Raw genomic sequence first — 26599 nt, forward strand, 5'->3', positions numbered from 1 at the left:
CTTATAGGTCAGGGGGTTGTTACGGGGCGATCCAGGGCCTGGCTGTCTTGCGGCAGCCAGGCTAGGGCGACTTCTTCCTTGGCACTGAGTTGCGGGGCGCTGCTGTCATTCATGTTCTTCACCACCAGCTCGGTGCCGTCGGCGGTTTCGAAGTGGTAGCGGATGTATTCGCCGACATAGTGGCGGGTGACGAAACGCGCCATGACTTGGTTGCCGGCGGCGCCCAGGCGGTCGGTAAAGGTGAGTTTTTCCGGGCGTATCGACACCGTGGTGGGCAGGCCGACTTCCGTGCAGTTGGCCTTCAGCGAATTGACCATGGCGCCGTCGTCCAGGCGCACTTCGACGGTCTCAGAACCGACCGATTCGATCACGCCCTTGAGCTTGTTGCTCTCGCCGATAAAGTCAGCGACGAACAGGTTGGCCGGGCGCTCGTAGAGCACATGGGGCGGCGCGCATTGCTGAACGATGCCGTTATTGAACACGGCGATGCGGTCGCTCATGGTCAGCGCTTCGGTCTGGTCGTGGGTCACGTAGATCACGGTGAAACCGAGCTGTTCGTGCAGGCGCTTGATCTCGAACTGCATCTGCTCGCGCAGCTTCTTGTCCAGGGCGCCGAGGGGTTCATCCATCAATACGATATCGGGGGCGAAGATCAGTGCGCGGGCCAGGGCCACGCGTTGGCGCTGGCCGCCGGAGAGTTGCCCGGGGAAGCGGTTACCGAAATCCAGCAGCTCGACCAGCGACAGGTACTCATCGACCTTGGCGCGAATTACTTCTTTGGGCTGCTTGCGGATTTTCAGCGGGTAGGCAAGGTTTTCGCGCAGGGTCATATGCGGGAACAGCGCGTACTGCTGGAACACCATGCCGATATTGCGCTGGTAGGGTGCGATGCTGGTGACCGAGCGGCCGTTGATCAGAATTTCGCCGCTGGTCACGTCCTCGAACCCGGCGAGCATCATCAGGCAGGTGGTTTTACCCGAGCCGGAAGGGCCGAGCAGGGTGATAAATTCGCCCTTGGCCACATCCAGGTTGAAATCCTTGACCACTAGGTTTTTGTGGTCGTAAGTCTTCTTGACGTTGGTGAATTGCAGGAACGGTTTGTCCCCAGCCAGGTCAGCCATACCCCTCCCCAAATGTGCTCTGAACAGACAGCAGCTTGTGGCCGTTATCTGAATGCTTGAATCCGCGCGCCCGTTTCTATGCTGTAACGGGTACTTGTTTGAATGTTCAAGTTACGCAAGCACTGTGCCAGGCAGCTGCGGCACATCGCGAGCGCTGCGGTGCTGGGGTCTAAGCCTAGTCCAGGCGCGGGGTTGCGCCAGGCGGGTGTGGGGAGTGGTAACAACGCGGGAGAGAAAGAAGCACCTGCCAAGACGCACTCGGCAGGTGCAGGTGCTCAGCTATTGGGCAGCAGGCGCACGGTCAGGCTCTTGATATAGCGGGTCTCGTTGATGGCCGGGTGCACCGGATGATCCGGGCCCTGGGCGCCGCGTTCGAGCAGCTGAATATTGCGGTCCAGGTGGCGCGCGCTGGTCAGCAGGATGTTCTGCAGGTTGTCTTCTTCCAGGTGCATGGAGCAGCTAGCGCTGATCAGGATGCCGTCCTTGTTGAGCAGGCGCATGGCCTGCTCGTTGAGGCGGCGGTAGGCGCCTTCACCGTTCTTCTGGTCTTTCTTGCGTTTGATAAAGGCGGGTGGGTCGGCGACGATCACGTCGAAGCGCTCTTCCGCGGATTTCAGCTGTTTCAACGCCTCGAACACATCACCCTCTACGCAGGCGACCTGGTCGGTCAAACCGTTCAGCGCGGCGTTGCGCTCCACGCCGTCGAGGGCGAAGCCGGAGGCATCCACGCACATCACATCGCTGGCACCGAAGGCCGCCGCCTGCACGCCCCAGCCGCCGATATAGCTGAACAGGTCGAGCACGCGCTTGCCTTTGACGTAAGGCGCCAGGCGCGCGCGGTTCATGCGGTGGTCGTAGAACCAGCCGGTTTTCTGCCCTTCGATCACTGGTGCTTCGAACTTCACGCCGTTCTCTTCCAGGGCGACCCACTCCGGCACCACGCCGAACGGGGTTTCCACATAACGCGCCAGGCCTTCGGCATCGCGGGCGGCGGAGTCGTTCTTGAGCAGGATGCCGCTGGGTTTGCACACTTGGATCAGCGCGGCGAGCACGTCGTCCTTGTGGCGTTCCATGGTGGCGGAGGCCAGTTGCACCACCAGAATGTCGAAGAAACGGTCGACCACCAGGCCCGGCAGCAGGTCGGAGTCGCCATACACCAGGCGGTAGCAAGGCTTGTCGAACAGTCGCTCACGCAGCGACAGGGCCACATTGATGCGGTGCACCAGCAGGGATTTGTCCAGCACGTGTTTGACATCACGCGACAGCAGGCGGGCGCAGATCAGGTTGTTCGGGCTCATCGCGACGACGCCTAGCGGCTTACCGCCGGTCGCCTCAAGGATGGCCTGGTCACCGGCAGCAAAGCCGCTGAGCGGGGTGGCGGCCACGTCGATTTCGTTGCTGTAGACCCACAGATGGCCGGCGCGCAGGCGTCGATCGGCGTTGGCTTTCAGGCGCAGGCTGGGCAGGGACATGCTGGGGACTCCGAAAAAAGAGCGGAATTATAGCGGGTTCGCTGGCCTTACGGCGGTTACAAAAGTCGCCTGTGGAAGTGCCGAGGGTTTAGCTAGACTGTGGCTCACTTCTCATTCCGGTTGTCCCCGTCATGTCCCAAGAGCTTTCCGCCGAATATATCCAGCAAGTGCTGCAGGGCATCAGCGTGCCGCCGCAGCCGCAGATCATGGTGGATTTGCAGATGGAACAGGTGATGCCAAGCCCGGACCTGCGCGCCATCGCCAAGCTGATTGGGCAGGATCCGGGCCTGTCCGGCGCGTTGTTGAAACTGGTGAATTCGCCGTTTTTCGGCCTGACCAACCGCATCGCCTCGATCCAGCAGGCGGTCAACCTGCTGGGCTGCAACACGGTGATCAACCTGATCAATGCGCAGTCGATCCGTGGCGAGCTGACTGATGAGGCCATCGTCACTCTCAACCGTTTCTGGGACACCGCCCAGGATGTGGCCATGACCTGCCTGACCCTGGCCAAGCGCATCGGCTACCACTCGCCGGATGAGGCTTACACCCTCGGCCTGTTCCACAATTGCGGCATCCCGCTGATGATCAAGCGCTTCCCCAATTACATGGCGGTGTTGGAGGAGGCCTACGCCAGCGCCACCGGCGAGCGCCGCGTGGTGGATACCGAAAACCGCTTGCTTAACACCAACCACGCGGTGGTCGGCTACTTCACCGCCAAGTCCTGGAACCTGCCGTTGCACCTGTGCGAGGCGATTGCCAGCCACCACAATGCCCTGGCGATTTTCACCGAGGACGCCAGCCGCGATGCCCAGCTGAAAACCCTGCTGGCGATTCTGAAAATGGCCGAGCACATCTGTGAAAGCCATATGGTGCTGGGCAATCAGCCGGACGACCATGAATGGCAAAGCATCGAGCAACTGGTGCTGGAGTATGTCGGCCTGTCCGAATATGACTTCGAAAACCTGCGCGAGAGCATTCGCGACCTGGGGGCGAACTAACAGGCTGCCTCGTCGCTGCGGGGCGATCCTGCTAAGGTAGGCGCCCGCTCGGATTGCTCAGCTGATCACTTGTTATGCCAGAACTTCCTGAAGTAGAAACCACCCGCCGTGGCATCGCGCCATTCCTTGAAGGTCAGCGCGTCAGCCGGGTAATCGTGCGTGAGCGGCGCCTACGTTGGCCGATCCCCGAAGATCTGGATATTCAGCTGTCCGGGCAGCGTATCGAGTGCGTTGAACGGCGCGCCAAGTACCTGCTGATCAAGGCCGAAACCGGCAGTTTGATCAGTCATCTGGGCATGTCCGGTAGCCTGCGTCTGGTCGAGGCAGGTTTGCCAGCGGCCAAGCATGAACATGTGGATATCGAGCTGGAGTCCGGTTTGGCCCTGCGCTACACCGATCCACGGCGCTTCGGCGCGCTGCTGTGGAGCAGTGATCCGTTGAGTCATGTGCTGCTCAGCAAACTCGGCCCCGAGCCGTTGACCGAGCTGTTCGATGGCGAGCGATTGTTCCAGCTGTCCCGTGGTCGAGCCATGGCGATCAAGCCCTTTATCATGGATAACGCCGTGGTCGTTGGGGTCGGCAATATCTACGCGAGCGAGGCGCTGTTTGCTGCTGGTATCGACCCGCGCCGAGAGGCTGGCTCGGTGTCGCGGGCGCGCTACCTAAAGCTGGCGGATGAGATCAAGCGCATCCTCGCCCATGCCATCGAGCGCGGCGGTACGACGCTGCGTGACTTTGTCGGCGGCGATGGCCAGCCTGGGTATTTCCAGCAGGAACTGTTCGTCTACGGGCGCGGCGGTGAATTCTGCAAGCACTGCGGCAGCACCCTGCGCGAGGTCAAACTGGGCCAGCGCGCCAGCGTTTATTGTCCGCGCTGCCAACGCTAAGACGTTTTCGTCGGGCTAAGTTTGGCCGTCAGGCACGGTTCTCTGAACTGATTACACAACAATAAGAAAGACCGAGGTTTTTTGATGTCCGGTAACTATCTGCCCCGCAACCCTCTGGCTGAGTGGGTCGGCCGTGTGGCGCTGAAACTGATGGGCTGGCGTATCGAAGGCCAGCTGCCGAAGCTAGACAAGTTTGTGGTGATCGGCGCGCACCACACCTCCAATTGGGACTTTGTGATTTTTATCGCAGTGAAATTCGTGCTGCGTCTAAATGCCCGCTGGTTTGGCAAGCACACGATCTTCCGCTGGCCCTTTGGTGCGCTGATGCGGCTGTGGGGTGGTATCGCCATTCGCCGCGAACGTCAGGGCAATACGGTTGAGCAGGCAGTGCGGGCCTTTAGCGAACATCAGCAGTTTATGCTGATCCTCTCGCCGGAAGGCACGCGCAAGAAGGTCGAACGCTGGAAGATGGGCTTCTATCACATCGCCCTCGGCGCAGGCGTACCTATTGTGCTGGGCGCGCTGGACTATCAGAACAAGCGGGTTTTTATCAGCCCGACCTTTATGCCTACGGGGGATGAAACGGCCGATCTCAAGGCGATTCTGGCGTTTTACCGGCCCTTTATTCCGAAAAAACCTGAATACGCCTTTTATGGCGATTGACGGCCGTCACGCTGACAATTACCAATGCGCTGTTATAGTTAGTCTTACCGCCTCCTAATAGCTGAAGGATCGCCCCATGAAACTGTTCCGCTCAACCGCTGCTGCTCTGGCGCTGACCACTGGCCTGCTGGCGCTGCCGGCTTATGCTGACGTAGCGCAGCAGAACTCTAGTGGAGACTCTCTTTATATGGTCGAAGCGCCAAAAGCGTATTCAATGGTTGCTGACTTAGTAATTGCTCGTCCGTTCTTGATTGCTGCCACTGTTATCGGTGCGGGTGCATTTGTTGTAACGTTGCCCTTCTCCGCAGCTGGCGGCAATATTGGCGAAGCTGGTAAGTCACTGGTTGTTGAGCCTGGTATGGCTGCTTTTGTACGTTGTCTCGGCTGTACTACCAGTGGTTATCGCAAAGACTAGTAGCTTCCGGGCTGCTGCGGTGTTTGGTTTGGCAGCCCTGAGAGGTTCTCGTCTGGCGCATCAGTGATCCGCATTACTGCGGCATGGTTGGTGTGACCATCGCAGTACCGATCCCGCGTGGATCGCTTGCCGCTGCAACTTTCCCGTCTTGCTTGTCCCAGTACAGCACCTGCTGATTGCCGTATTGCCTGCCTGTCGACTTCAATTGATGCCCGAGCGCCTCTAGTGCCGTGATTTCTGCTGGGCTGAATGTGTCCGGCTCATGCTCGATCAGGTCCGGACGGAACTGGTGGTGGTAGCGCGCGACGTTGGGCCAGTGCTCAATCGGTTGCTGATCCAGGTACTGCAGCATCGCCAGCAGCACCATGCTGGGAATTCGGCTGCCGCCCGGCGTGCCGAAGGTGGCGAAGTTCTCGGTGCTTTCGATAAAGCTTGGACTCATGCTCGATAGCGGCCGTTTTCCGGCGACGATGCTGTTGGCCTGACTACCCGTCAGACCGTAAGCGTTGGCCCCCTGAACATCGGCGGCAAAGTCATCCATTTCATTGTTCAGCAGCACCCCGGTACCGGGTGCGGTAAAGGCGGCGCCGAACGGCAAGTTGACCGACAGGGTTGCGGCCACCGCATTGCCCTCGGTGTCGAGTACCGAGAAATGGGTGGTGTGGTCGCCTTCCTGCCAGGTTTTGCCGGGCGGCAAGCTGTCGCTCGGCGTTGCGCGTTGCGGGTCGATGCTGCTGGCCAGCTGCTTCAGGTAATCAGGGGCCAGTAGCTGGCGCATCGGGTTCTCGACAAAGTCAGGGTCGCCCAGCAGGCCTCGATCTCGGTAGGCGCGGCGCAGCGTCTCCACCACCAGGTGGGTACGCTGCACGCTATCAGCCTGTTGCCAGGGTAGTTGTTGCAGCATCAGCAGGCTTTGCCCCAGGGCTATACCTCCGGCTGAAGGCGGTGGTGCGCTGATCAATTCACGGCCTTGATCCAGCTGGACGCGCAGCGGCTGGCGTTCAACGATGCGGTAGTCGGCCAGGTCCTTGAGGGTCCAGATGCCGCCAGCATCACGTACTGCCTTGACCAACTGTGTGGCCACCGTTCCGGCGTAGAAGCCCTGAAGGCCCTTCGTGCCCAGTTGCTCCAGGGTGCGTGCCAGCTCCGGCTGACGCAGCAGGCCGAACTCTTCGGGTATTTCGCCTTTGTCGAGGAAAATCCGTGCGGTTTCCGGGTCGTCGCGCATGGCCGCTAAGCGCCAGCCGGCGCGTTCCCGGTAAACCCGGTCGATGCTGACGCCGCTGCGCGCCAGGCGGATGGCCGGCGCCAGTGAATCGCGCAGCGGCAGGCGGCCGAAGCGTTCGGCCAGCTCTACCAGTGCTGCTGGTAAGCCAGGAATAGCAGCGGCCAGTGCGCCATTTAGCGAAAGGTCTTTGCGGATCTCGCCGTCGACTCGATATAGGTCGGCATGCGCCGCCCGAGGCGCGCGCTCGCGGGCATCGAGAAAGCGGTAGGTTGGTTGTTCGCCGGCTTCGCGCAGCAGAAAGAAACCGCCACCGCCCAGGCCCGAGCCGTAAGGTTCGACCACGGCCAGGGCGGCGCTGATGGCCACTGCCGCGTCAAAGGCGTTGCCGCCCAGGGCCAGGGTTTCCTGACCGGCCACGGTGGCGGCTGGATGTGCGGTGGCAATGGCGATGTGTTCAGGCTGGGCTGCGGCATGCAGCTCAAGGGCGCAGAGTAGAGCAAGCGCACCGAGCAGGGTGCGCCAGGGGTGATGGCCGCGGATCAGGCGTCCCATTGTTTTGCAGACCCTTGGAAAGCGTCGCGAGCGAAGGCCAGGCAAGGCGAAATCAGGCGAGGCCGCGGAGTGTACGAGTTGTACATGAGCAGGCCGAGCCTGATTTCAACGCGGCATGGCCAAGTGCAGTAGCTTTCCATGGGCCTGTCAGGCTTTACCGGTAATGATTAGATACTTCTGCATCAACTCATCCTTGCTCTCGACATTGTTCTCATCGAGCGGGATGCAATCGACCGGGCAGACCTGTTGGCACTGCGGTTCATCGTAATGGCCGACGCATTCCGTACACAGGTTGGGGTCGATCTCGTAGATCTCTTCGCCCTGAGAGATCGCAGCGTTCGGGCATTCGGGTTCGCAGACGTCGCAGTTGATGCAGTCGTCGGTGATGATCAGGGACATTACGCACTCCTGCTGCGCCCTTTTGGGTACAGCCATAAAACTTGGGGAAGCAATGCGCAAATTGTGCCGCATCGGGGCCGCGCATGCACGCGGCCATGCGGTAATGGCTCAGCGCTTGAAGCGTTCGGTCAGCGCGGCAGCTACGGCCGGGTGCACGAAGTTGGAGATATCACCGCCCAGTGCGGCGATTTCGCGGACCAGGGTCGAGGATATAAACGAGTACTTTTCCGACGGGGTGAGAAACAGGCTTTCCACATCCGGGGCCAGTTGGCGGTTCATATTGGCCAGCTGGAATTCGTATTCGAAGTCCGATACCGCGCGCAGGCCGCGCAGAAATACATTTGCGCCTTGCTCTTTGGCAAAGTGCGCCAGCAGGGTGGAAAACCCCACCACTTCAACGTTGGGCAGATGCTGGGTGACTTCCCGGGCCAGCTCGACGCGTTGTTCCAGGCTGAACAGCGGGTTCTTCTTCGGGCTGGCGGCGACCGCAATGATCACGCTGTCGAACAGCCGTGCTGCACGCTCGACCAAGTCGCCGTGCCCCTTGGTGATGGGGTCGAAGGTGCCTGGGTATAACACTCGATTCATCGTGACGTCCTGGCGGGTCCGTTGGGGAGTCGGATGGTAGCGCAGCAAGGCGACTGCGGCCAAGTCGGTGCGTTTGGCCTCAGGTTCTGCTACGGGCCAGAAAAACCAGCAAGGACGCGATCACCAAACATACCAGCGCCACCCAATCGGCGATCACCACTCGGCGCAGCGCCTCGTTGTAACCGGGAGTGCTCCAGGCCAGGTAGAGAAAGCTCACCACGCTAAGCATGCCGCCGATCAGGGCGATCGGTTGCAGTGTTGGGCGGAATGCGGCGTAGAACAGCAAGGCGCTGAGCAGGCCAAACAGCACGGCGCGGCTGCGCATCAGCAGAAGCAGGTTGGGTTCCTGGAAGGTGAGGCCATAGAGTTGCGCCAGGCGTTCTGCACCGAGTACGCCGCTAAGCGGCAGCAAGTGAATGATGCCGGCGATGATCAGCAGCACGGAAACCACTTTCTGCAACATGGTCTGGCCCCTCCGAGATTAGCTAGGCGCGCAGCCGCTCAGCCAATTGGCTGGCCAGCTTGGCGGTCAGGCCGTAGATCGACAGCTGCGGGTTGGCGCCGATGCTGGTGGGGAACAGCGAGCCGTCATGGATCGACAGATTGCTCAGTTGATGGTGACGACCGAGGCTGTCGGTGACGGCCTGCTGCGGGTCTTCACCCATGGCGCAACCGCCCATGACGTGGGCACTGCCGAGGCGGGTGCGGTACAGCTCCAGGCTGAGGTTGTCGATCAGGCTTTTCGCCTCGGCCAGGGTCTTCACATAGCCGGCGTCGGCGTGCAGCGGCAGCACGGCTTTGGCCCCAGCGGCGAACTGGATCTCGGCCATGGTATGGAAGGCGCGGCGTACGCCGTCCCAGGTGTAGTCGGTCATCTGGTAATCGAGCACCGGGCTGCCATCGCCGCGCAGTTCCACTGTGCCTTCGGCGCTGTCCGGGTGGAAGCCGTCGCGCAGCAGGGCCAGCATCACGTTGGTATTGGGCAGTTGCTCCATGCGCATGGCGTTGTCGATGCCGAAGCGGCCGAGCAGGGTGGCGGTTAGTGCCGGTTGCAGCGGCGGTACTTCCAGCTTGTAGGAGAGCCTGCCGGCGGTACCGTCGTCCCACTGGAAGTGGTCGGAATAGATCGATTGCGGCGCGCCGTAGAAGGGGTTGATCACCTGATCGAACAAGGCCGCGGAGAAGTTCACCAGGTGCAGGAAGGTGCGCTTGCCGGTGCGTTGGTGCGGGTCCGGTGCATTCGAGCGCAGGAGAATCCCTGGTGTGTTGATGCCGCCACCGGAGAGTACGTAATGCTTGGCCTTGACCGTGATCGTGCGGCCATTGGGGGCGACGCTGCGCTCGTCCATACCGAGGCATTCGATGCCCGTGACCTGGTCGCCCTCGATCAGCAGCTTGTCGGCGCGGGCCAGATAGAGCAGCTCGCCGCCTTTATCCAGGGTCGCGGGAATGGTGGTGACCAGCATCGACTGCTTGGCGTTGGTCGGGCAGCCCATGCCGCAGTAACCGAGGTTCCAGCAGCCGCGCACGTTGCGCGGAATCGTCTGCCACTCGTAACCAAGCTTATCGCAGCCGCTGCTGATCACCGCGTTGTTGGCATTCGGTGGCACGACCCAGGGCGTGACGCCCAGGCGCTGTTCCATCTGCTCGAACCAGGGCGCCATTTCCTCGGGGCTGTGGCCTTTTACGCCATGCTCCTTGGCCCAGTGTTCCAGGGTTGGCGCGGGCGTGCGAAAGCTTGAGGTCCAGTTGATCAGCGTAGTGCCGCCGACCGCGCGGCCTTGCATGATGGTGATGGCGCCATCCTTGCTCATGCGGCCGATGCCTTCCTGATAGAGGCTGGCGTAGGCCTTGTCTTCGAGCATCTTGAAGTCGTCGCTGGTCTTCAGCGGACCTTCCTCGATCAACAGCACCTTGAAGCCGGCCGCGCTGAGGATTTCGGCGGTAGTACCGCCACCCGCGCCGCTGCCGACGATGGCCACGTCGGCTTCCAGGGTCAGATCGCTGTCCAGGCGTGAGCCGTCATAGGTCTTCCAGCCACGGGCCAGGCCTTCTTTGAAACTGTCGGGTACAGGCATTTGAGGATCTCTTTCTTATGATTGCGCTGCATACAAGGCTGAGCGAGCTAGAGCCAGGCTAGGCGCAGATGCGCGAGGACGCGGAGTTTACGAGCTGTAAATGAGCAGTACTCGCTTCACTCACCCTTACGGGCCGCCCTCCGGGCGTTCGGTGACAAGTCACCGTCCGAGCGCATCTGCAACAACGCCTGGCCGACGCGCAGCCAGCCGTTAGTCAGACCGTCGGAGGGCCGGGGTAGCCGCAGTGGGCCCATGATTCGGCTCGGCTATACCAGCTCATCATCACCAGCTGCAGCAGCGAGGCGTGACCCATTTTCAGCAGGCCGATGGAGCTGTTCTGCCAGCGGTCGAGAAACGCCTGCACATCGGCGGGCGATGCGTTTTCCCAGCTGCCCCAGACGCCAGTCAGCGGGCCGCGGGTGATCGGCATGGCCAGCACGTCGAACAGTTGCACGGTCAGCTTGAGCAATTCCGGCGAGACGTGATTAAGGCTGTAGTCGAGGTTGGCGAGGGTGCCTTCGACTGCTTGCGGCATCTTCTCGGTCGTTACCGCGCCGGCCAGCATCACCGGGATCAAGGCATGCAGAAAGGCCAGATCGGACTCGCGGATTACCGCAAAACCGGCTTTCGGCGTACTCGCCGAACAGCCGCTGAGGCTGGCAGTCAGCCCGGCAGTGGCGAGAAAGGCCGAGCCCATCAAGCTGACCTTGAGTAGGTTGCGCCGAGTTAGGGCCGGCGCTTCAAACGTGGTGTTGTGCATTTATTGTTATCACCGAATTAAGCCTTTGCCCCGGCATGCCAGGGCAAGATGGGTTTAGCGAACGAACAGCTTGTACACCAGCGTCTGCAGGGCTTTGCCGTAGGGTGGGTAGATCAGTTTGGCGGCGTTGAAGCGCTGTTTGATAAACACGCCCTTGGCCTTGCTGAAGGTGAGGAAGCCTTCATGGCCGTGGTAATGCCCCATGCCGGACGGGCCGACGCCGCCGAACGGCATGTCGTCCTGGGCCACGTGCAGCAGGGTGTCGTTGAGGCATACGCCGCCGGAGTGAGTCTCGTGCAGCACGCGCTGCTGCTCACTCTTGTCGTAGCCGAAGTAGTACAGCGCCAGCGGCCGGTCGCGCTCATTGATAAAGGCGAAGGCATCTTCCAGCTTGTCGTAGGGGATGATCGGCAGCAGCGGGCCGAAAATCTCGTCCTGCATCACCTTCATCTCATCCGTTACGTTCAGCAGCACGGCCTGCGGCATGCGCCGGCCCTGGGCTTCGGGGTACAGCGGGACGATGGTCGCGCCCTTGCTCTCAGCGTCCTGCAGGTAGCCATTGAGGCGCTGCTGCTGACGCTCGTTGATGATCGCGGTGTAATCCGGGTTGTCCTTGAGTTGCGGGTAGAAGCTCTGCACCGCATTGCGGTAAGCCTCGACAAAGCCCTCCACACGATCTTTCGGCACCAGCACGTAATCCGGTGCGACGCAGGTCTGGCCGGCGTTCATGGTCTTGCCGAAGGCGATACGCTCGGCGGCGTCACTCAGCGGTACGGAGGCCGAAACGATGGCCGGCGACTTGCCGCCCAGTTCCAGGGTGACTGGGGTCAGGTTCTCGGCGGCGGCGCGCATCACGTGTTTGCCGATGCTGGTGGCGCCGGTAAACAGCAGGTGGTCGAACGGCAGTTTGGAGAAGGCCATACCGACTTCCGCCTCGCCCAGCACCACGGTTACCAGATCCTCGGGGAAGACTTTAGCCAGTAGATCCTTGACCAGCTGCGAGGTGGCCGGGGTCGACTCACTCATCTTGATCATCACCCGGTTGCCGGCGGCCAGGGCGCCAACCAGTGGGCCGATGGCGAGAAACAGCGGGTAGTTCCACGGCACGATCACCCCAACCACGCCCAGCGGCTGATAGATTACCTTGGCCGAAGCCGGCATAAATTGCATGCCGACGCTGCGCCGCGAAGGCTTCATCCACTTCTTGATGCGTTTGGTCGCGTAGTGGATGCCATGCAGGCTCGGCATCAGCTCGGCGAGCAAGGTTTCGTCGGCGCTGCGGTTGCTGAAATCCTGGGAGATGGCGCTGATCAGCGCGTCACGCTGGTTGCTGAGCAAATCGCGCAGCACGTTGAGCCACTGGATGCGCTGCTCGGCCGAAGGCATGGGGTTGGCTTTGAACGCCTGGCGCTGACGGGCAAAGCTGCTCTCCAACTGGCTAAGCTGCTGTTGGCTGCGTTGCAGGCTTTGTTCTAGGTAGGCGACGTCGGCGACCATGGTGATACTCCTCGGCATTCCAGCAATGCAGTGCGTCAGATGAGCTGAGGCCGCTGCAGAAAAGGTGTGCTGGATTTTTAGAGCAATTGCTCTAATCTGTCAAATAGCATGGCGCTGTCAGCCGACGGACGCAGCCCAACGAAAAGTTAGCGCGCAGGATTGAGAGGCGCGCAGGTAACACTTTGGCGGCGGGTGCGTGTACCTTTGCCGGGCTTTTGAGCCGAGAACGAGTCGTTATGTCAGCCCCACTGAAAACCCGCGAACGCATCATTCAGGAGAGCCTGGCGCTGTTTAACGCCCAGGGCGAGCGCAGCGTCACCACCAACCATATCGCCGCGCACCTGGGGATTTCGCCGGGCAACCTGTACTACCACTTCCGCAACAAGCAGGCGATCATCGCCGAGCTGTTTGCCCTCTACGAAAGCCAGGTGGATACCTTTCTGCGTCGCCCCGAAGGCCGCGCGCTGACGGTGCAGGACAAAACCTTCTATCTGGAAGCGTTGCTCGCCGCGATGTGGCATTACCGCTTTCTGCACCGCGATCTGGAACACCTGCTCGACAGTGACGCTGAGCTGGCTGAGCGCTACAAGCTGTTCTCGCAGCGCTGTCTGCAGCGTGCACAGGAGATTTATCAGGGCTTTGTCGAGGCCGGCATCCTGTTGATGAATGCGCCGCAGATCGAGGCGCTGACCCTCAACAGCTGGATCATCATGACCTCCTGGGTGCGCTTTCTCTGCACCACTCGCGGCAATCCCGGCGACCTCAGCCAAGAGATGCTGCGCCGTGGCATCTACCAGGTGCTGACGCTGGAAGGCGGCTATATCGCCCCGCAAGCGCGCGAGGCGGTAGAGGCGCTGTACGCCAAGCTGCATGTGCCGCTGGAGCAGGTGATCTAAGAACGACTCGCCAAGTCAGTAGCCCGGGTAAGCCTGGGCGCAATCCGGGGTTACTGTCCCGAATTGCGCTGCGCTTATCCGGGCTGTGGGTTGAGTTGTTGTTTCAGTCGTAGGGTGGGCAACGCGAAGCTTGCCCGCCGTCACCTACACAACCACTCGAATATCACCTGCCCTATTGGTGGATGATAAGAGCGTCATCCACCCTAGAGGAGTTTCGCGGCCTGCTCGGTCAGCCACTGCGGAATACGCCGTTCCAGGTAGTAACTTGGTTTGGTCAGGCTGCCTTCGACAAAGCCGACATGCCCGCCGTGGGCGTGCAGTTCGAATTCGATGCTGGGCGACAGTTCGCTGGCTTCGGGCAGGCTGTGCGGGAACACAAAGGGGTCGTCGGCGGCCTGGATAATCAGCGTCGGCGTCTCGATCTGGCCGAGGAAGTAGCGGCTGGAGGCGCGGCGGTAGTAGTCCTCGGCATCGGCATAGCCATGCAGCGGCGCGGTGATGCGCCCGTCGAAATCCCAGAAGGTACGCATATTGTCCAGCGGGCCGAGTTTCTCCAGGGTGGACAGGCGGTCGGCCATGCCCTGGTGAGCAAACAAGCGCTGTTTGTCCTTCACGTAGGCCACCATCTCGCGCATAAAGTGGCTCTGGTAGACCCTGGAAAAGCCCATGCCGATGCGGTCGGCGCACTGATCCAGACGAAACGGCACCGACACCGCCGCAGCGCCCTGCAACTGACTCTCTGCGCCGCTTTCCCCCAGGTACTTGAGCAGCACATTGCCGCCCAGGGAATAACCCACGGCATAGATCGGCGCCATCGGTCGTTGGGCGCGCAGGTGGCGCACGGTTTCCGCCAGGTCCTCGCTGGCGCCGGAGTGGTAACCACGGGCCAGCAGGTTCGGCTCGCCCGAACAGCCGCGCCAGTTCAACGCCACGCTGGCCCAGCCCTGGGCCGCCAGTTTCTGCTGCAAACCCAGCACATACAGCGAGTCGGATGAACCCGTCAGGCCGTGTAGCACCAGCACCAGCGGTGCGTCGGCTTGGTGCGGACCGTGCCAGTCCAGATCGAGAAAGTCGCCATCCTCGAGCCATAGCCGTTCGCGCGTGCGCTCAAGTTTCGCCGGCTGGCGACACATCGGGTTCCACAGGGTTTGCAGATGCGGGCCGGGTAGCCACCAGGCGGGCTTGAAGGACGTTTGCATGACAAATATCGATTGGGAAAGCGCTCAGGCTAGGGCCTGAGGCGGTGAAACGGAAGTTAAATGAGTGGGGCGAATAACAGAACCTGACCGAGGTTGGGCTTCACGACGTGAAGCCCGGAGTTTGCCTCAGGCTGCGACTGTGCGCTGCCATAGCGCGTAGTACACCTGGCCGGCCTTCTGCTCACGGTGCAGGCGCCAGTTGCCGGGCATGCCGAGGCTGGAGGGTGAGTTCTCGCTTTCGGTGTAGACCCAGGCGTCGGCCGCCAGCCAGCCGTTCTGCTCGAGCAGGGTGCAGGCAGGGAGCAGCAGGTTCTGGTTGAACGGCGGGTCGAGAAATACCAGATCGAACGGCGTTGCAGCCGGGCTCTGCAGGTAGAGCAGGGCGTCGGTTTGCTGCAGCTGGCCGTTGTCGCACTTCAGCGTTTGCAGGTGGCCGCGCAAGCTGGCGATGGCGGTTGGATTGAGGTCCAGGGCCAGGGCGCTGCCGGCACCGCGCGACAGGGCTTCAAGAAACAGCGCGCCGCTGCCAGCGAATAGGTCGAGCACCTTGGCGCCCTCGACATAGGGCGCAAGCCAGTTGAACAGGGTTTCCCGTACGCGGTTTGGCGTCGGCCGCAAGCCGGCAGCCATGGGGAAGTTGAACTGGCGCGAGCGCCATTGCCCGCCGATGATCCGCAGTTGGCCATCGCCGCTATGGGCGGGGTTGGCTTTCGGCGGCTTAGGTCGCTTGCTCATCAGTGCTCCGGGACGCCAGTAGGTTGCTCGGCTGGGTTGTCGGTGGGCGGCGGCAGTTCTTTCTGCGCCACGCTCGGGCCGGCGGTGACGATCACCAGGGCGTCCGGGTTGAGGTGCTTGGCCATGGCGGCCTTGACCTGTTCCACGCTCAGCGCCTCGACGTCGCGCATAAAGTCTTCCAGGTAGCTCAACGGCAGGTCATAGAAACCCATGGAGCCGAGCTGGCCGACGATGGCGGCATTGCTCGCGGTGGACAGCGGGAAGCTGCCGGCCAGCTCGCGCTTGGCGTTGTTCAGCTCTTCTGCAGTCGGGCCGTTGCTGATGAAGTCGGCGAGCATGCTTTTGACCAGTTGCAGGGTGCCGTCGCTGAGTTCGGCGCGGGTTTGCAGGTTGATCATAAAGGGGCCGCGCGCCTGCATGGCGCTGAAGCCGGAGTAGACGCCATAGGTCAGGCCGCGCTTCTCGCGTACTTCGGTCATCAGGCGGGTGCCGAAACCACCGCCGCCGAATACCTGGTTGCCCAGGTAGAGCGCGGCGTAGTCCGGGTCGCGACGGTCGATGCCGAGCTGGGCAATCATCAGGTGGGTCTGGTTCGAAGGGAACTCGATATGTTGCAGGCCCGGCTTGGGCACTTCCGGCTGGGCGATACGCGGCAGCGCCGGGCCTTTCGGCAGGGCGGCGGACACCTGGCTGGCCAGGGCATCGGCGTCGCTGCGCGAGAGGTCGCCGACCAGCGCGATAATCGCGTTATTGGCGGTGTAAGCCTTGGCGTGGAAGGCCTGCAGCTGCTCACGGCTGATGGCCGGGATCGACTCGGCATTGCCGTCACTGGAGTGCGCGTAGGGATGCGTGCCGTACAGCCGCTCGAACAGCGCCAGGCTGGCCAGCTTGCCGGGGTTCTGCTTCTGGTATTCGAAGCCGGCCAACAGCTGATTCTTGATCCGCGCCAGGGCGTCGTCGGGGAAGGTCGGCTGGCCGAGCACCTGATTGAACAGCTGCATGGCCGGCTCGCGCTTGTCCGCAGCACTGAGGCTGCGCAGGCTGGCGATGGCCATGTCGCGGAACGCGCCGTTGCCGAAGTTGGCACCGAGGTTTTCGAAGCCGGCGGCGATTGCGCCGACATCCTTGCCCGGTACGCCCTCATTGAGCATGGCGTTGGTCAGCATGGCCAGGCCGGCGGTTCCGTCGTCATGGCTGCTGCCGGCGGCAAAGGTCAGTTGCAGGTCGAACATCGGCAGCTCGCGGGCTTCGACGAACAGCACCTTGGCGCCTTCGGCGGTTTGCCAGGTCTGGATATTCAGATCGCGGCGGCTGGGTGGCTGATCGCCCAGAGCGGCCAGGGATTCGATGCTGTTCGATTCGGCGGCCGGAGCGGGGGTTGGGCTGCTTTCCGGGCGGTTGATCACCAGGGCCAGCAGCGCCATCAATATCAGTAGCGCCAGGCCGAGCAGGCCGTAGCGCAGGCCATTGCGCTCACTCATTGCGCTTCTCCTCAGGCAGAACATGGGCGACGCTCAGGTGGTCGCGGGTAAAGAAGGTGCTGGCGGCCTGCTGGATATCCGCCGGGGTGACGGCTTCCAGTTCGGCCAGTTCCTGATCGATCAGCGTCCACGACAGGCCGACGGTTTCCAGTTGGCCGATGGCGGTGGCCTGGCTGGTGATCGAGTCGCGCTCGTAGACCAAACCGGCGATCACTTGTGCACGCACGCGGGCCAGCTCTTCGGCGCTCGGCGGGGTGTTTTTCAAATCCTCCAGCTCACGCCACAGGCCGGCTTCGACCTGCTCCAGGTTTTTCCCGGTCTGTACATTGGGCGTGGCGGACAGGATGAACAGGCTGTCGCCGCGGGAGAATCCGTCGTACCAGGCCGATGCGCCGGAGACCAGTTCCTCGCCACGTTCCAGGCGTGTCGGCAGGCGGGCGCTGTAGCCGCCATCGAGCAGGGCGGCGGCTAGGCGCAGGGCATGCACCTGGCGCGGCTGTTCGGCGGTGGCCAGGCCTGGCACGTTGAAACCCATCATCAGGCTCGGCAGCTGGGTTTTCAGGTGCAGGGTGATGCGTCGCTCGCCCGGTGCGGCCAGCTCACGCGGCGCTTTTGCCGTGGGCACAGTGCGCTTGGGGATGGCGCCAAAATAACGCTCGGCAAGGATCTTCACCTCGGCGACGCTGACATCACCGACCACCACCAGGGTGGCGTTGTTTGGCGCGTACCAGGCTTCGTACCAGGCGCGCAGCTCCTCGACGGTCATGCGCTCGAGGTCGGCCATCCAGCCAATGGTCGGGGTGTGGTAACCGCTGGCGGGGTAGGCCATGGCCTTGAAGCGCTCATAGGCCAGGCTCGACGGTTTGTCGTCGGTGCGCAGGCGGCGCTCTTCCTTGATCACCTCGATTTCCTTGGCGAACTCATCGGCTGGCAGCTTGAGGCTGGCCAGGCGGTCGGCTTCCAGCTCCAGGGCGATGGCCAGGCGGTCGCGGGCCAGCACCTGGTAGTAGGCGGTGTAATCGTCGCTGGTGAAGGCGTTTTCCTCGGCGCCCAGTTCACGCAGGATGCGCGAGGCTTCACCTGGGCCGAGTTTGCGGCTGCCCTTGAACATCATGTGTTCGAGGGCGTGGGACAGGCCGGTCTGGCCGGGCGTCTCGTAGCTGGAGCCGACCTTGTACCAGAGCTGGCTGACCACCACCGGCGCGCGATGGTCTTCGCGCACGATGACTTTGAGGCCATTGTCCAGGCTGAATTCGTGGGTGGGTTGCGGCTCGGCGGCCAGAGCCAGCAGTGGGGTAAAGAGCACGCCGAAACATAGGGCGGCGACACGATGGGCAAGCGTTGGCATGGGAGTCTGTTCACCGTAAATGACATGTTGCCGTGGCGCGGAGGGCGACTCGGCACGCTGTGAGGCGCAGGTATGAGGTGTTGGGCAAAACCTGCGGCAGAGTATGGCGTGTTGCGGCAGTCAATCCATAGAACCTGTTTGTGATCTGCATAGCCTCGGCCTCTCGGGCGGCTCAGGCAGGGGCGGATTCTAACGGCAAGCGGCGTGCAACAGAACCGTGAGACCTTGCCGCTGTGGGCCGGTTCCGCCTGCTCCGTGGCTATTATTTAGGTCTCGGCGGCGGAATTGAGGCCCAGCCCGCGGGCGTCGAGAAACGCCGCCAGGTAGTCGATGAAGGCCTGCACCTTGCGCGTGGCGCGCCGATGGCTGGGGTATACGGCGAGGATCAGTGGGCCGAAGGCGTCCGGGTCGAAGTCATATTCGCTCATCACCTGCATCAGTTGGCCGCTGTCCAGATACGGCTGCACGCTCCAGGTCGGGCAGCCATACAGACCGGCGCCGCTCAGGGTATTGCTCAGCAGCAGGTCGTAGTTGTCGCTTTCCAGGCGGGCATTAGGCACCGGGACGCGCAGGCGCACGCCGTTTTGCGCCAGCCACCAGAAATGCTGGTCCAGCGATGGGTGGCGGTAGAGCAGCCACTGGTGCTTGGCGAAGTGCTCGGGGCGCACCGGCGTCGGGTTGGCGACCAGGTAAGCCGGGCTGGCGCATAGCACGATGCGATTGTGCCCCAGGGGTTTGGCGATCAGCCCCGGCAGGTCACTGCGGCCCTCGCGCAGGGCCAGGTCATAACCACCTTCGACCAGATCGACAAAGGCGTCGCTCAGGTCCACCCTCAGGCGTATCTGCGGATTGGCGGCGAGAAAACCGCCACAAGCCTCATCGAGAAACGCCCGGCCAAAACCCAGCGGCGCGGTCAGACGCAGGTTGCCATGTAGGCCGTGCTTGAGCTGGCCGATTTCCTCACCAGCATCGTGCAGGCGTTGTAGCACCTGGCGCGCGGTATCCAGATAGAGCCGCCCGGCCTCGGTCAGCGCGGTGCGGCGGGTGCTGCGCTCGAACAGTTGCGCGCCCAGTTCGGCTTCCAGATGGCTGACCGCCTTGGTCAGGGCCGAAGGCGTCTTGCCCAGTTGCTCGGCGGCACGGCTAAAACTGCCGTGCTCGGCGGTGGCGACAAACATGCTCAGGGCGCTGAGCTTGTCCATATAGTTTTTCCTGTTTGGCAAAAGCGTTTTGCTTGGTACTGCGGTTCTGCACCGCTGCGCCAGGCGCTAGTCTCGCGGCGAATCCTATAAGAACAAGAGGCTAAGGCAATGCAACGATTTATTCCAAGCCTGTTGGCCGCAGCCATGGCTTTTTCCTCGATGGAAGCCATGGCTGCCGCCGACCTGCTGCTATTTAACGGCAAGGTGTACACCGCCGAACCCGGTCAACCTTTGGCGCAAGCGGTCGCCGTGGCCGATGGCAAGATCCTCAAGGTGGGCAGCAATGCCGAGATCAAGGCCCTGGCCGATGCCGATACGCAGCTGATCGACCTGGCCGGCAAGGTGCTGATGCCGGGCATGATCGACACCCACAGCCACCCGGTGGTGGCGGCCTACGACAGCATGGGCTCCAACCTGTATGACGAAGTGAAGCCGCTGGCCGAGCTGGAGCAGTGGATCATCGCCCAGGATCAGGCCGGCGCAGCGCGGGTGGGCGATATCATCGTCATCTCCGGCGCCAGCTCGGGCTATTGGGAGCAGAGCGCGGGGCTGGGCAAGATCTTCAACCAGGGCCGCTGGGCCGATCAGCCGGTGGTGCTGAATGGCATCGACGGCCATACCGGCTGGGCCAACAACGCCATGCTCGCGCGGGTGAAGATCGACGCGGCGCTGGTAAAAAGCCTGCCGGAGAAGGAACGCAACTATATCGGCCATGCCGCCGACTTCACCCCCAACGGCTACCTGGCGGAAAACGGCTGGGATCGGGTGCGCAGCCAACTGCCTGCGCCCACCGAAGCGGTGATGCTCAACGCAGCGCGTGAGGCAGTGAAGGTCAATAACCAGGTCGGCGTTACCGCCTGGATGGACGCGGCGTCCAATGCCGGCAGCGGCGATTCGCTGTTCGAAATGCGCCCCACCGAGCAGGATGTTGGCGTACTGCCGCTGTACCGCAAGCTGGCCGAGAGCGGTGAGCTGAGCGCCCACGTTGCGGCGCTGCTGATCACCCATCCGCAGAGCACGCCGGCCGATCTCGAAGTGTTGGGCAAGGTTATGCAGCAATTCCAGGGTGTGCCGAACCTGACGTTCCCAGGGATCAAGATCTTTGCCGACGGCGTGATGGAGTTCCCCGGCCAGACCGCTGCGGTGATCGACCCATTCAAGAACAGCCTCAAGCGCGGCGAGCTGCTGATCGATCCGAAGCACTTCGGCCAATTGGCGGTGGCGGCTGAGCAGCGCGGCTGGATCATGCATGTGCATGCGGTCGGCGACCGCGCGGTGCGTGAGGCGCTGAATGGCTTCGAATACGCCCGCTCGCTCAAGCCGGCGCTAGTGCCACACAGCATCAGCCACCTGCAGCTGGTCAATCCCAAGGAGTTTGCGCGCTTCAAGCAGCTTGGCGTGATCGCCTCGATGCAGCTGCTTTGGGCCACCGCCGAGACTTACACCGAGGAGCTGGTCAAACCCTACGTCAGCGCCGCCGCCTATCAGTACCAATACCCCGCACGTTCGCTGCACCAGGCCGGTGCGACCATCGCCGGTGCCAGCGACTGGCCGGTATCCAGCCCCAATCCGTGGAATGCCATCGCCCAGGCCAGCACCCGCAAGGGCCCGATGGGCGTGCTGAATGCCAAGGAAAGCATCGACCGCGAAAGCATGTTCCAGGCCTACACCCTGAATGCCGCCAAGGCGCTGCGCCTGGACAAGCAGATTGGCTCGCTGGCGCCCGGCAAGCAGGCTGACCTGATCGTCCTCGACCGCGATGTGTTCAAGGTCAGCGATGAAGAGCTGTTCGACACCCAGGTGCTGCGCACCTTCTTCGCCGGCAAGCAGGTTTACGCCAGCGAGGCCTGAGCCCGTTCCAGCCCCGTCTTACCCATAACAATTCACAGCCACCCTGCTCCGCGTACCGCGCGGGGCTTGGCGCTGCTTTGTCGCATCTGCCCACACCTATAAAAACAGGAAGATTCGTATGCGCTCCTTACCCACCGTGTTTCTCAGCAGCCTTGTCCTGGTCCCACTGAGCTGCGTTCAGGCGTTCGAGCTGAATCAGCAGTTTCGCCTCGACGTCACCCCAGCGATTGTCAGCGACTACCGTGCCAGTGGGCTTTCGCAAACCCAGGGCGATCCGGCGGCCCAGCTGAATCTTGTGCTCAGTCACGTCAGTGGTATGTACGCCGGGGTGTGGACCTCCAGCGTCGACTTCGGCTTCGACTCGAAAACCCGCCAGGAACTGGAGTATTACGCCGGTTACTACTGGCAGATCAGCGAGAACATCAGCCTCGACACCTACTACACCCGGTACGATTTCCCCCGTGAAAGCGATTACAACCAGAGCGATGTGCAGGCCCTGCTGGATGTCTATGGCGTGCTGCTGGGCGCCAAGTACGTCAGCAATATCAAAGGCCCTGACGCCTGGGATGAAGAAGGTAATTTCTATAAAGGCGACAAGGATGAAGACCTGGCCTCGTTCCTGATCGGCTACCGCACTCAGCTACCGGGCGAAGTCGGCCTGGAGGTGCGCTACGAATACGTCGATTACAAGGACGAGGTGTTTTTCCGCAACGAGGAGCAGGGCCGTGCGCAATACCGCAACTGGGAGGTCAAGCTGAACCGCGATTTTGTTGGCGTGACCTGGGGCCTGAGCTACATCGACACCGACCTGTCGAAAAGTGAGTGTGCAAGCTTTATGGGTTATGACGACCTGTGCGGGCCGACCCTGGTCGCCAGCGCCAGCAAGACCTTCTAAACGGCAGTACAAGCTGTCGGACGCGCCCGCTTGGTCTTAGCGCCGGCGGGCGCGGAGGTGCTAGGATACGCATCCGTTTTACTGGCGGCCGTGTCTGCTGGGGCATCCGGGTATTACTGCGCACACTCTTCAGCTCTGTTGCGCTGCGTGGGTAATACTTTCTGAGCCTTGTACCGGCGTGTCGCACCTTTCGAGATAGCCGTCCTCCATGTTTGGTTCCAACGACGACAAAAACACTCCCGCGCCTTCTGCGCCGGCCTCTGCCGAGAAGCCTGCGGAGAAGAAAGACCTGTTCGGCTGGCTGCGCAAGAAGCCACAAGCACCGGCCAGCCCTGAGCCGCAACCAACTCCGGTTAGCGAGCAGCCTGTTGTTCCGACTGTTGCCGAACCCGCACCTGCGCCCGTTGCGCCGGTAAGCGAAGTCGCTGCGCCAGTCGTAGAGCCGGTTATTACCGCTGAGGTCGTTGCTGAGTCGCAGCCTGCTCCGGTCGCTCCGGTCGCTCCGGTTGAGCAGGCCGCTGCCATGCCCGCGCCGGTTGACGCCAGCGAAGCCAATCCACAGCCACGCCCGTCGCGTTTCCGTATCAATGCCGGCAGCGAAGTGCTGCACGCGCATATTGAAGTGCCCGCACCGGTTGAAGTGGTTATCGAGCCGCCTGCGGCCGAGCCTGCTGCCGTGCAGCCAGCCGCTGCGCCGGTCAAAAGCGCCGAGGAAAGCCGCGCTGGCTTTCTCGAACGCCTCAAGCAGGGCCTGTCGAAAACCAGTGCCAGCCTTGGCGAGGGCATGGCCAGCCTGTTTCTCGGCAAAAAGGTTATCGACGATGACCTGCTCGAAGACTTGGAAACCCGCCTGTTGACCGCTGACGTGGGCGTCGAGGCCACCACCGCGATCATCGGCAACCTGACCAAGCGTGTCGCGCGCAAGGAGCTGGCCGACAGCGGTGCGTTGTACAAGGCCCTGCAAGATGAGCTGGTGGCGCTGCTAAAACCGGTCGAACAGCCGTTGAAAATCGACAGCAGCAAACAGCCCTATGTGATTCTGGTGGTCGGCGTTAACGGCGCGGGCAAAACCACCACCATCGGCAAACTGGCGAAAAAACTCCAGCAGGACGGCAAGAAGGTCATGCTCGCCGCCGGCGATACCTTCCGCGCTGCCGCCGTGGAGCAGTTGCAGGTGTGGGGCGAGCGCAACCAGATTGCGGTCATCGCCCAACACACCGGCGCGGATTCCGCGTCGGTGATTTTCGATGCCGTGCAGGCGGCCAAGTCGCGCGGCATGGACGTGCTGATCGCCGACACCGCCGGGCGCCTGCATACCAAAGACAACCTGATGGAAGAGTTGAAGAAGGTCCGTCGGGTGATCGGCAAGCTCGATGACACCGCGCCGCACGAAGTGCTGCTGGTGCTGGATGCTGGCACCGGGCAGAACGCGATCAATCAGGCCAAGCAGTTCAATCAGACGGTCAATCTCACCGGTTTGGCGCTGACCAAGCTGGATGGCACCGCCAAGGGTGGGGTGATCTTCGCCCTGGCCAAGCAGTTTGCTTTGCCGATTCGTTATATCGGGGTGGGTGAGGGCATTGATGACCTGCGCACCTTCGAGGCCGAGGCCTTCGTTCAGGCGCTGTTCGCGGAGAAATAGGATGATCAAGTTCGAGCAGGTCGGTAAACGCTACGCCAACGGCCACATCGGGCTGCACGAGCTGAGCTTCCACGTGCGCCGTGGCGAGTTTCTCTTCGTCACCGGGCATTCCGGCGCCGGCAAGAGCACCTTGCTGCGCCTGCTGCTGGCGATGGAGCGGCCGAGCAGCGGCAAACTGCTGCTGGCCGGGCAGGATTTGTCGCATATCACCAATGCGCAGATTCCCTTCCTGCGTCGGCAGATCGGCGTGGTTTTCCAGAACCATCAGCTGCTGTTCGACCGTAGCGTGTTCGACAACGTGGCGCTGCCGCTGCAGATTCTTGGCCTGTCCAAGGATGAGATCGGCACCCGTGTGCGCACCGCGCTGGAGCGCGTGTCCCTGGCCGACAAGGCCGAGCAGTCCCCTGGCGACCTGTCCACCGGTCAGCAGCAGCGCGTCGGTATTGCCCGCGCCATCGTGCATCGTCCGGCCCTGCTGCTGGCGGATGAGCCCACCGGTAACCTCGACCCGCGCCTGGCGGCCGAGATCATGGGCGTGTTTGAAGACATCAACCGCCTGGGCACCACCGTGCTGATCGCCAGTCACGACCTGGCCCTGATCGCGCGCATGCGCCACCGCATGCTGACCCTGCAGCGTGGCCGCCTGATCGGCGACGGGGAGGCCGCATGAGCGCCACCCGCATGCCGCCTCCGCAGCCCGCACAACGCGTCGGTGCCGCGCCGAAGAAATCCGAGTCGCCAACGCCGGGCGATGACGGCCCAAGCTTTACCCACCAGCTGCACGCCTGGCTGGAAAACCACCGCGCCAGCCTGGTCGACAGCCTGCGCCGTTTGGCTAAACAGCCGATTGGCAGCTTCTTTACCTGCCTGGTGATGGCCGTGGCCCTCAGTCTGCCCATGGGCCTGGCGCTGCTGCTGGATAACGTCGAGCGCCTGGGCGTGTCCTGGCAGCGTGCGGCGCAGATTTCCTTGTTTTTACAGATCGACGCCACGGATGCTCAGGGCCAGGCGCTGCGTGAGCAGATCGCCGAGATGGACGATGTGGAAGAGGCCGAGTGGATCAGCCGCGAACAGGCCCTGGCCGAGTTCCAGCAGCAGTCCGGCCTCGGCGAAGCGCTTAAAGAACTGCCGGACAACCCGTTGCCTGGAGTGATCGTGGTAACGCCGCAGCAAGTCGACAAGGTCGCCCTGGAAGCACTGCGCCTGCGCCTGGCCGAGTTGCCACGGGTGCAGCAGGCGCAGCTGGATCTGCTCTGGGTCGAGCGCCTGAGCGCCATGCTCAAGCTGGGTGAGCGCTTCGTCTTCGGTCTGACTCTGCTGCTGGTGATGGCGCTGCTGCTGGTGATCGGCAATACCATTCGTCTGCATATCGAGAACCGCCGCACCGAGATCGAAGTGATCAAGCTGGTCGGCGGCACCGACAGCTATGTGCGTCGGCCCTTCCTCTATATGGGCACGCTGTACGGTTTGGGCGCCGGGCTGCTGGCCTGGCTGCTGCTGGCTTACGGCTTGGGTTGGCTGAATGACGCCGTGGTGCGCCTGGCCGGTTTGTATGGCAGCGACTTCGCCCTGGCGGGTGTGCCGATAGCCGATGGTCTATCCCTGCTGCTCGGCGCGGTACTGTTGGGCTATATTGGCGCCTGGCTGGCGGTCGCACGGCACTTGAGCGAACTGGCCCCTAGATAGTAAGTTATTGTTTTGCTTGATATTGACTATGTGTAAGGGAACTTGTACCCCGGTATAAAGTCCCATGGGGCAGTGCTAGACTGCTCCACGATCTCGTAAGTCGGAGGATTCAAATGTCCACTTCTTTGCAACCTGTTCATGCTCTGGTTCCGGGTGCCAACCTGGAGGCATACGTGCATGCGGTAAACGGCATCCCGCTGTTGACCCCCGAGCAGGAGCGTGAGCTGGCGGAAAGTCTCTTCTACAAACAAGACCTCGAAGCCGCCCGGCAAATGGTGCTGGCTCACCTGCGTTTTGTTGTGCATATCGCCCGCAGCTACTCCGGTTATGGCTTGGCCCAGGCCGACCTGATTCAGGAAGGCAACGTCGGCCTGATGAAAGCGGTCAAGCGTTTCAACCCGGAAATGGGTGTGCGCCTGGTGTCGTTCGCCGTGCACTGGATTCGCGCCGAGATCCATGAGTTCATCCTGAAAAACTGGCGCATCGTCAAAGTCGCCACCACCAAGGCGCAGCGCAAGCTGTTCTTCAACCTGCGCAGCCAGAAGAAGCGTCTGGCCTGGCTGAATAACGACGAAGTGCATGCCGTAGCCGCAAGCCTCGGCGTTGAGCCGCGTGAAGTGCGCGAGATGGAAAGCCGTTTGACCGGCCATGATATGGCCTTCGATCCGGCTGCCGAAGCGGACGACGAAAGCGCCTTCCAGTCGCCAGCGCATTACCTGGAAGACCACCGCTACGACCCGGCGCGTCAGCTGGAAGATTCCGACTGGAGCGACAGCTCCACCGCCAATCTGCACGAAGCGCTGGAAGGTTTGGATGAGCGCAGCCGTGACATCCTTTATCAGCGCTGGCTGGCCGAAGAGAAAGCCACGCTGCATGACCTGGCTGCCAAGTACAACGTCTCGGCCGAGCGCATCCGTCAGCTGGAAAAGAACGCGATGAACAAGCTCAAGGGCTCAATCGCCGCGTAATCGCGCTACTGTCAGAAGCCGCACCCAGGTGCGGCTTT

Annotated in this window: 25 protein-coding genes; 11 read left to right on the forward strand and 14 right to left on the reverse strand. The window is 62.1% G+C overall.

Annotation, left to right across the window (positions count from 1 at the left end; translation table 11 throughout):
* Positions 1 to 8: 8 nt before the first annotated feature.
* A complete protein-coding gene (locus P3C18_RS02750) occupies positions 9 to 1121 on the reverse strand; it encodes an ABC transporter ATP-binding protein (protein WP_275960344.1) in 1113 nt (370 codons plus the stop codon).
* A gap of 275 nt (positions 1122 to 1396) precedes the next feature.
* Positions 1397 to 2593, reverse strand: a complete 1197-nt coding sequence (locus P3C18_RS02755; RefSeq protein WP_275960345.1) for a class I SAM-dependent rRNA methyltransferase — start codon at positions 2591 to 2593, stop codon at positions 1397 to 1399.
* 185 nt (positions 2594 to 2778) lie between these two features.
* On the opposite strand from P3C18_RS02755, the gene P3C18_RS02760 reads away from it, so the two are divergent.
* The 4 genes from P3C18_RS02760 to P3C18_RS02775 all read left to right on the forward strand — a co-directional run bounded on the left by P3C18_RS02760 (position 2779) and on the right by P3C18_RS02775 (position 5556).
* Positions 2779 to 3591 (forward strand): HDOD domain-containing protein, encoded by an 813-nt coding sequence (locus P3C18_RS02760; protein ID WP_275961564.1) that lies wholly within the window; start codon positions 2779 to 2781, stop codon positions 3589 to 3591.
* Between the two features lie 74 nt (positions 3592 to 3665).
* Positions 3666 to 4478 (forward strand): bifunctional DNA-formamidopyrimidine glycosylase/DNA-(apurinic or apyrimidinic site) lyase, encoded by an 813-nt coding sequence (gene mutM / locus P3C18_RS02765; protein WP_275960346.1) that lies wholly within the window; start codon positions 3666 to 3668, stop codon positions 4476 to 4478.
* Between the two features lie 84 nt (positions 4479 to 4562).
* Positions 4563 to 5141 carry a lysophospholipid acyltransferase family protein gene (locus P3C18_RS02770; protein WP_275960347.1) on the forward strand — a complete coding sequence of 193 codons (579 nt, stop codon included), beginning with the start codon at positions 4563 to 4565 and terminating at the stop codon, positions 5139 to 5141.
* A 76-nt stretch (positions 5142 to 5217) separates the two neighbouring features.
* On the forward strand, positions 5218 to 5556 hold the full coding sequence (locus tag P3C18_RS02775; RefSeq protein ID WP_275960348.1) for a multidrug transporter: 339 nt from the start codon (positions 5218 to 5220) through the stop codon (positions 5554 to 5556).
* Positions 5557 to 5629: 73 nt separating this feature from the next.
* Here the strand turns inward: P3C18_RS02775 and ggt are convergent, their stop codons facing one another.
* The 7 genes from ggt to P3C18_RS02810 form a co-directional block, all read right to left on the reverse strand.
* A complete protein-coding gene (gene ggt, locus P3C18_RS02780) occupies positions 5630 to 7327 on the reverse strand; it encodes a gamma-glutamyltransferase (protein WP_275961565.1) in 1698 nt (565 codons plus the stop codon).
* Between the two features lie 156 nt (positions 7328 to 7483).
* A complete protein-coding gene (locus P3C18_RS02785; RefSeq protein ID WP_090250215.1) occupies positions 7484 to 7735 on the reverse strand; it encodes a YfhL family 4Fe-4S dicluster ferredoxin in 252 nt (83 codons plus the stop codon).
* Between the two features lie 108 nt (positions 7736 to 7843).
* Positions 7844 to 8323 carry a pantetheine-phosphate adenylyltransferase gene (coaD, locus tag P3C18_RS02790; RefSeq protein WP_160013623.1) on the reverse strand — a complete coding sequence of 160 codons (480 nt, stop codon included), beginning with the start codon at positions 8321 to 8323 and terminating at the stop codon, positions 7844 to 7846.
* Between the two features lie 79 nt (positions 8324 to 8402).
* Positions 8403 to 8786, reverse strand: a complete 384-nt coding sequence (locus P3C18_RS02795; RefSeq protein WP_275960349.1) for a phosphopantetheine adenylyltransferase — start codon at positions 8784 to 8786, stop codon at positions 8403 to 8405.
* Between the two features lie 22 nt (positions 8787 to 8808).
* A complete protein-coding gene (locus tag P3C18_RS02800) occupies positions 8809 to 10401 on the reverse strand; it encodes a GMC family oxidoreductase (protein ID WP_275960350.1) in 1593 nt (530 codons plus the stop codon).
* 214 nt (positions 10402 to 10615) lie between these two features.
* Positions 10616 to 11161, reverse strand: coding sequence for a twin-arginine translocation pathway signal protein (locus P3C18_RS02805; RefSeq protein WP_275960351.1), 546 nt, complete (start codon positions 11159 to 11161; stop codon positions 10616 to 10618).
* Positions 11162 to 11215: 54 nt separating this feature from the next.
* Complete coding sequence (locus tag P3C18_RS02810) at positions 11216 to 12658, reverse strand: coniferyl aldehyde dehydrogenase (protein ID WP_275960352.1); 1443 nt, start codon at positions 12656 to 12658, stop codon at positions 11216 to 11218.
* A gap of 236 nt (positions 12659 to 12894) precedes the next feature.
* On the opposite strand from P3C18_RS02810, the gene P3C18_RS02815 reads away from it, so the two are divergent.
* Complete coding sequence (locus P3C18_RS02815; RefSeq protein WP_275960353.1) at positions 12895 to 13554, forward strand: TetR/AcrR family transcriptional regulator; 660 nt, start codon at positions 12895 to 12897, stop codon at positions 13552 to 13554.
* A gap of 203 nt (positions 13555 to 13757) precedes the next feature.
* Here the strand turns inward: P3C18_RS02815 and P3C18_RS02820 are convergent, their stop codons facing one another.
* From P3C18_RS02820 to P3C18_RS02840, 5 genes are all read right to left on the reverse strand, one after another.
* Positions 13758 to 14753 (reverse strand): hydrolase, encoded by a 996-nt coding sequence (locus P3C18_RS02820; protein WP_275960354.1) that lies wholly within the window; start codon positions 14751 to 14753, stop codon positions 13758 to 13760.
* A gap of 126 nt (positions 14754 to 14879) precedes the next feature.
* Positions 14880 to 15488, reverse strand: coding sequence for a 16S rRNA (guanine(966)-N(2))-methyltransferase RsmD (gene rsmD / locus P3C18_RS02825; protein WP_275960355.1), 609 nt, complete (start codon positions 15486 to 15488; stop codon positions 14880 to 14882).
* Positions 15488 to 16969: a pitrilysin family protein gene (locus P3C18_RS02830; protein WP_275960356.1), complete on the reverse strand. Its 1482-nt coding sequence runs from the start codon at positions 16967 to 16969 to the stop codon at positions 15488 to 15490. The genes rsmD and P3C18_RS02830 overlap by 1 nt, the downstream gene beginning before the upstream one ends.
* Positions 16962 to 18317 carry a pitrilysin family protein gene (locus P3C18_RS02835; protein WP_275960357.1) on the reverse strand — a complete coding sequence of 452 codons (1356 nt, stop codon included), beginning with the start codon at positions 18315 to 18317 and terminating at the stop codon, positions 16962 to 16964. Before P3C18_RS02835 ends, P3C18_RS02830 begins: the two co-directional genes overlap by 8 nt.
* Positions 18318 to 18583: 266 nt before the next feature.
* Positions 18584 to 19519, reverse strand: coding sequence for a LysR family transcriptional regulator (locus P3C18_RS02840; protein WP_275960358.1), 936 nt, complete (start codon positions 19517 to 19519; stop codon positions 18584 to 18586).
* Between the two features lie 108 nt (positions 19520 to 19627).
* Between P3C18_RS02840 and P3C18_RS02845 the strand changes: the two genes are divergently transcribed.
* From P3C18_RS02845 to rpoH, 6 genes are all read left to right on the forward strand, one after another.
* Positions 19628 to 21370, forward strand: a complete 1743-nt coding sequence (locus tag P3C18_RS02845; RefSeq protein WP_275960359.1) for an amidohydrolase — start codon at positions 19628 to 19630, stop codon at positions 21368 to 21370.
* Positions 21371 to 21488: 118 nt separating this feature from the next.
* A complete protein-coding gene (locus tag P3C18_RS02850; RefSeq protein WP_275960360.1) occupies positions 21489 to 22265 on the forward strand; it encodes a TorF family putative porin in 777 nt (258 codons plus the stop codon).
* A 208-nt stretch (positions 22266 to 22473) separates the two neighbouring features.
* Positions 22474 to 23907, forward strand: a complete 1434-nt coding sequence (gene ftsY / locus P3C18_RS02855; protein WP_275960361.1) for a signal recognition particle-docking protein FtsY — start codon at positions 22474 to 22476, stop codon at positions 23905 to 23907.
* 1 nt (position 23908) lies between these two features.
* A complete protein-coding gene (ftsE, locus tag P3C18_RS02860; RefSeq protein ID WP_090250172.1) occupies positions 23909 to 24577 on the forward strand; it encodes a cell division ATP-binding protein FtsE in 669 nt (222 codons plus the stop codon).
* Positions 24574 to 25593: a permease-like cell division protein FtsX gene (ftsX, locus tag P3C18_RS02865; RefSeq protein ID WP_275960362.1), complete on the forward strand. Its 1020-nt coding sequence runs from the start codon at positions 24574 to 24576 to the stop codon at positions 25591 to 25593. Before ftsE ends, ftsX begins: the two co-directional genes overlap by 4 nt.
* A 113-nt stretch (positions 25594 to 25706) precedes the next feature.
* Positions 25707 to 26561, forward strand: coding sequence for an RNA polymerase sigma factor RpoH (rpoH, locus tag P3C18_RS02870; protein ID WP_167143438.1), 855 nt, complete (start codon positions 25707 to 25709; stop codon positions 26559 to 26561).
* Positions 26562 to 26599: the final 38 nt, after the last annotated feature.

The organism is Pseudomonas sp. 1928-m, assembly GCF_029269135.1.
Taxonomy (GTDB): Bacteria; Pseudomonadota; Gammaproteobacteria; order Pseudomonadales; family Pseudomonadaceae; genus Aquipseudomonas.

Excerpts from the sequence above, each read along its gene's own strand:
- P3C18_RS02775 (WP_275960348.1), top strand. The coding sequence starts at position 5,218 with ATGAAACTGTTCCGCTCAACCGCTGCTGCTCTGGCGCTGACCACTGGC.
- P3C18_RS02840 (WP_275960358.1), bottom strand. The coding sequence starts at position 19,519 with ATGGACAAGCTCAGCGCCCTGAGCATGTTTGTCGCCACCGCCGAGCAC.
- P3C18_RS02845 (WP_275960359.1), top strand. The coding sequence starts at position 19,628 with ATGCAACGATTTATTCCAAGCCTGTTGGCCGCAGCCATGGCTTTTTCC.
- P3C18_RS02820 (WP_275960354.1), bottom strand. The coding sequence starts at position 14,753 with ATGCAAACGTCCTTCAAGCCCGCCTGGTGGCTACCCGGCCCGCATCTG.
- P3C18_RS02755 (WP_275960345.1), bottom strand. The coding sequence starts at position 2,593 with ATGTCCCTGCCCAGCCTGCGCCTGAAAGCCAACGCCGATCGACGCCTG.
- P3C18_RS02835 (WP_275960357.1), bottom strand. The coding sequence starts at position 18,317 with ATGCCAACGCTTGCCCATCGTGTCGCCGCCCTATGTTTCGGCGTGCTC.
- P3C18_RS02815 (WP_275960353.1), top strand. The coding sequence starts at position 12,895 with ATGTCAGCCCCACTGAAAACCCGCGAACGCATCATTCAGGAGAGCCTG.
- P3C18_RS02785 (WP_090250215.1), bottom strand. The coding sequence starts at position 7,735 with ATGTCCCTGATCATCACCGACGACTGCATCAACTGCGACGTCTGCGAA.
- P3C18_RS02850 (WP_275960360.1), top strand. The coding sequence starts at position 21,489 with ATGCGCTCCTTACCCACCGTGTTTCTCAGCAGCCTTGTCCTGGTCCCA.
- rsmD (WP_275960355.1), bottom strand. The coding sequence starts at position 15,488 with ATGAGCAAGCGACCTAAGCCGCCGAAAGCCAACCCCGCCCATAGCGGC.
- ftsY (WP_275960361.1), top strand. The coding sequence starts at position 22,474 with ATGTTTGGTTCCAACGACGACAAAAACACTCCCGCGCCTTCTGCGCCG.
- mutM (WP_275960346.1), top strand. The coding sequence starts at position 3,666 with ATGCCAGAACTTCCTGAAGTAGAAACCACCCGCCGTGGCATCGCGCCA.
- P3C18_RS02770 (WP_275960347.1), top strand. The coding sequence starts at position 4,563 with ATGTCCGGTAACTATCTGCCCCGCAACCCTCTGGCTGAGTGGGTCGGC.
- ftsE (WP_090250172.1), top strand. The coding sequence starts at position 23,909 with ATGATCAAGTTCGAGCAGGTCGGTAAACGCTACGCCAACGGCCACATC.
- P3C18_RS02750 (WP_275960344.1), bottom strand. The coding sequence starts at position 1,121 with ATGGCTGACCTGGCTGGGGACAAACCGTTCCTGCAATTCACCAACGTC.
- P3C18_RS02810 (WP_275960352.1), bottom strand. The coding sequence starts at position 12,658 with ATGGTCGCCGACGTCGCCTACCTAGAACAAAGCCTGCAACGCAGCCAA.
- P3C18_RS02795 (WP_275960349.1), bottom strand. The coding sequence starts at position 8,786 with ATGTTGCAGAAAGTGGTTTCCGTGCTGCTGATCATCGCCGGCATCATT.
- ftsX (WP_275960362.1), top strand. The coding sequence starts at position 24,574 with ATGAGCGCCACCCGCATGCCGCCTCCGCAGCCCGCACAACGCGTCGGT.
- P3C18_RS02800 (WP_275960350.1), bottom strand. The coding sequence starts at position 10,401 with ATGCCTGTACCCGACAGTTTCAAAGAAGGCCTGGCCCGTGGCTGGAAG.
- P3C18_RS02805 (WP_275960351.1), bottom strand. The coding sequence starts at position 11,161 with ATGCACAACACCACGTTTGAAGCGCCGGCCCTAACTCGGCGCAACCTA.
- rpoH (WP_167143438.1), top strand. The coding sequence starts at position 25,707 with ATGTCCACTTCTTTGCAACCTGTTCATGCTCTGGTTCCGGGTGCCAAC.
- P3C18_RS02830 (WP_275960356.1), bottom strand. The coding sequence starts at position 16,969 with ATGAGTGAGCGCAATGGCCTGCGCTACGGCCTGCTCGGCCTGGCGCTA.
- coaD (WP_160013623.1), bottom strand. The coding sequence starts at position 8,323 with ATGAATCGAGTGTTATACCCAGGCACCTTCGACCCCATCACCAAGGGG.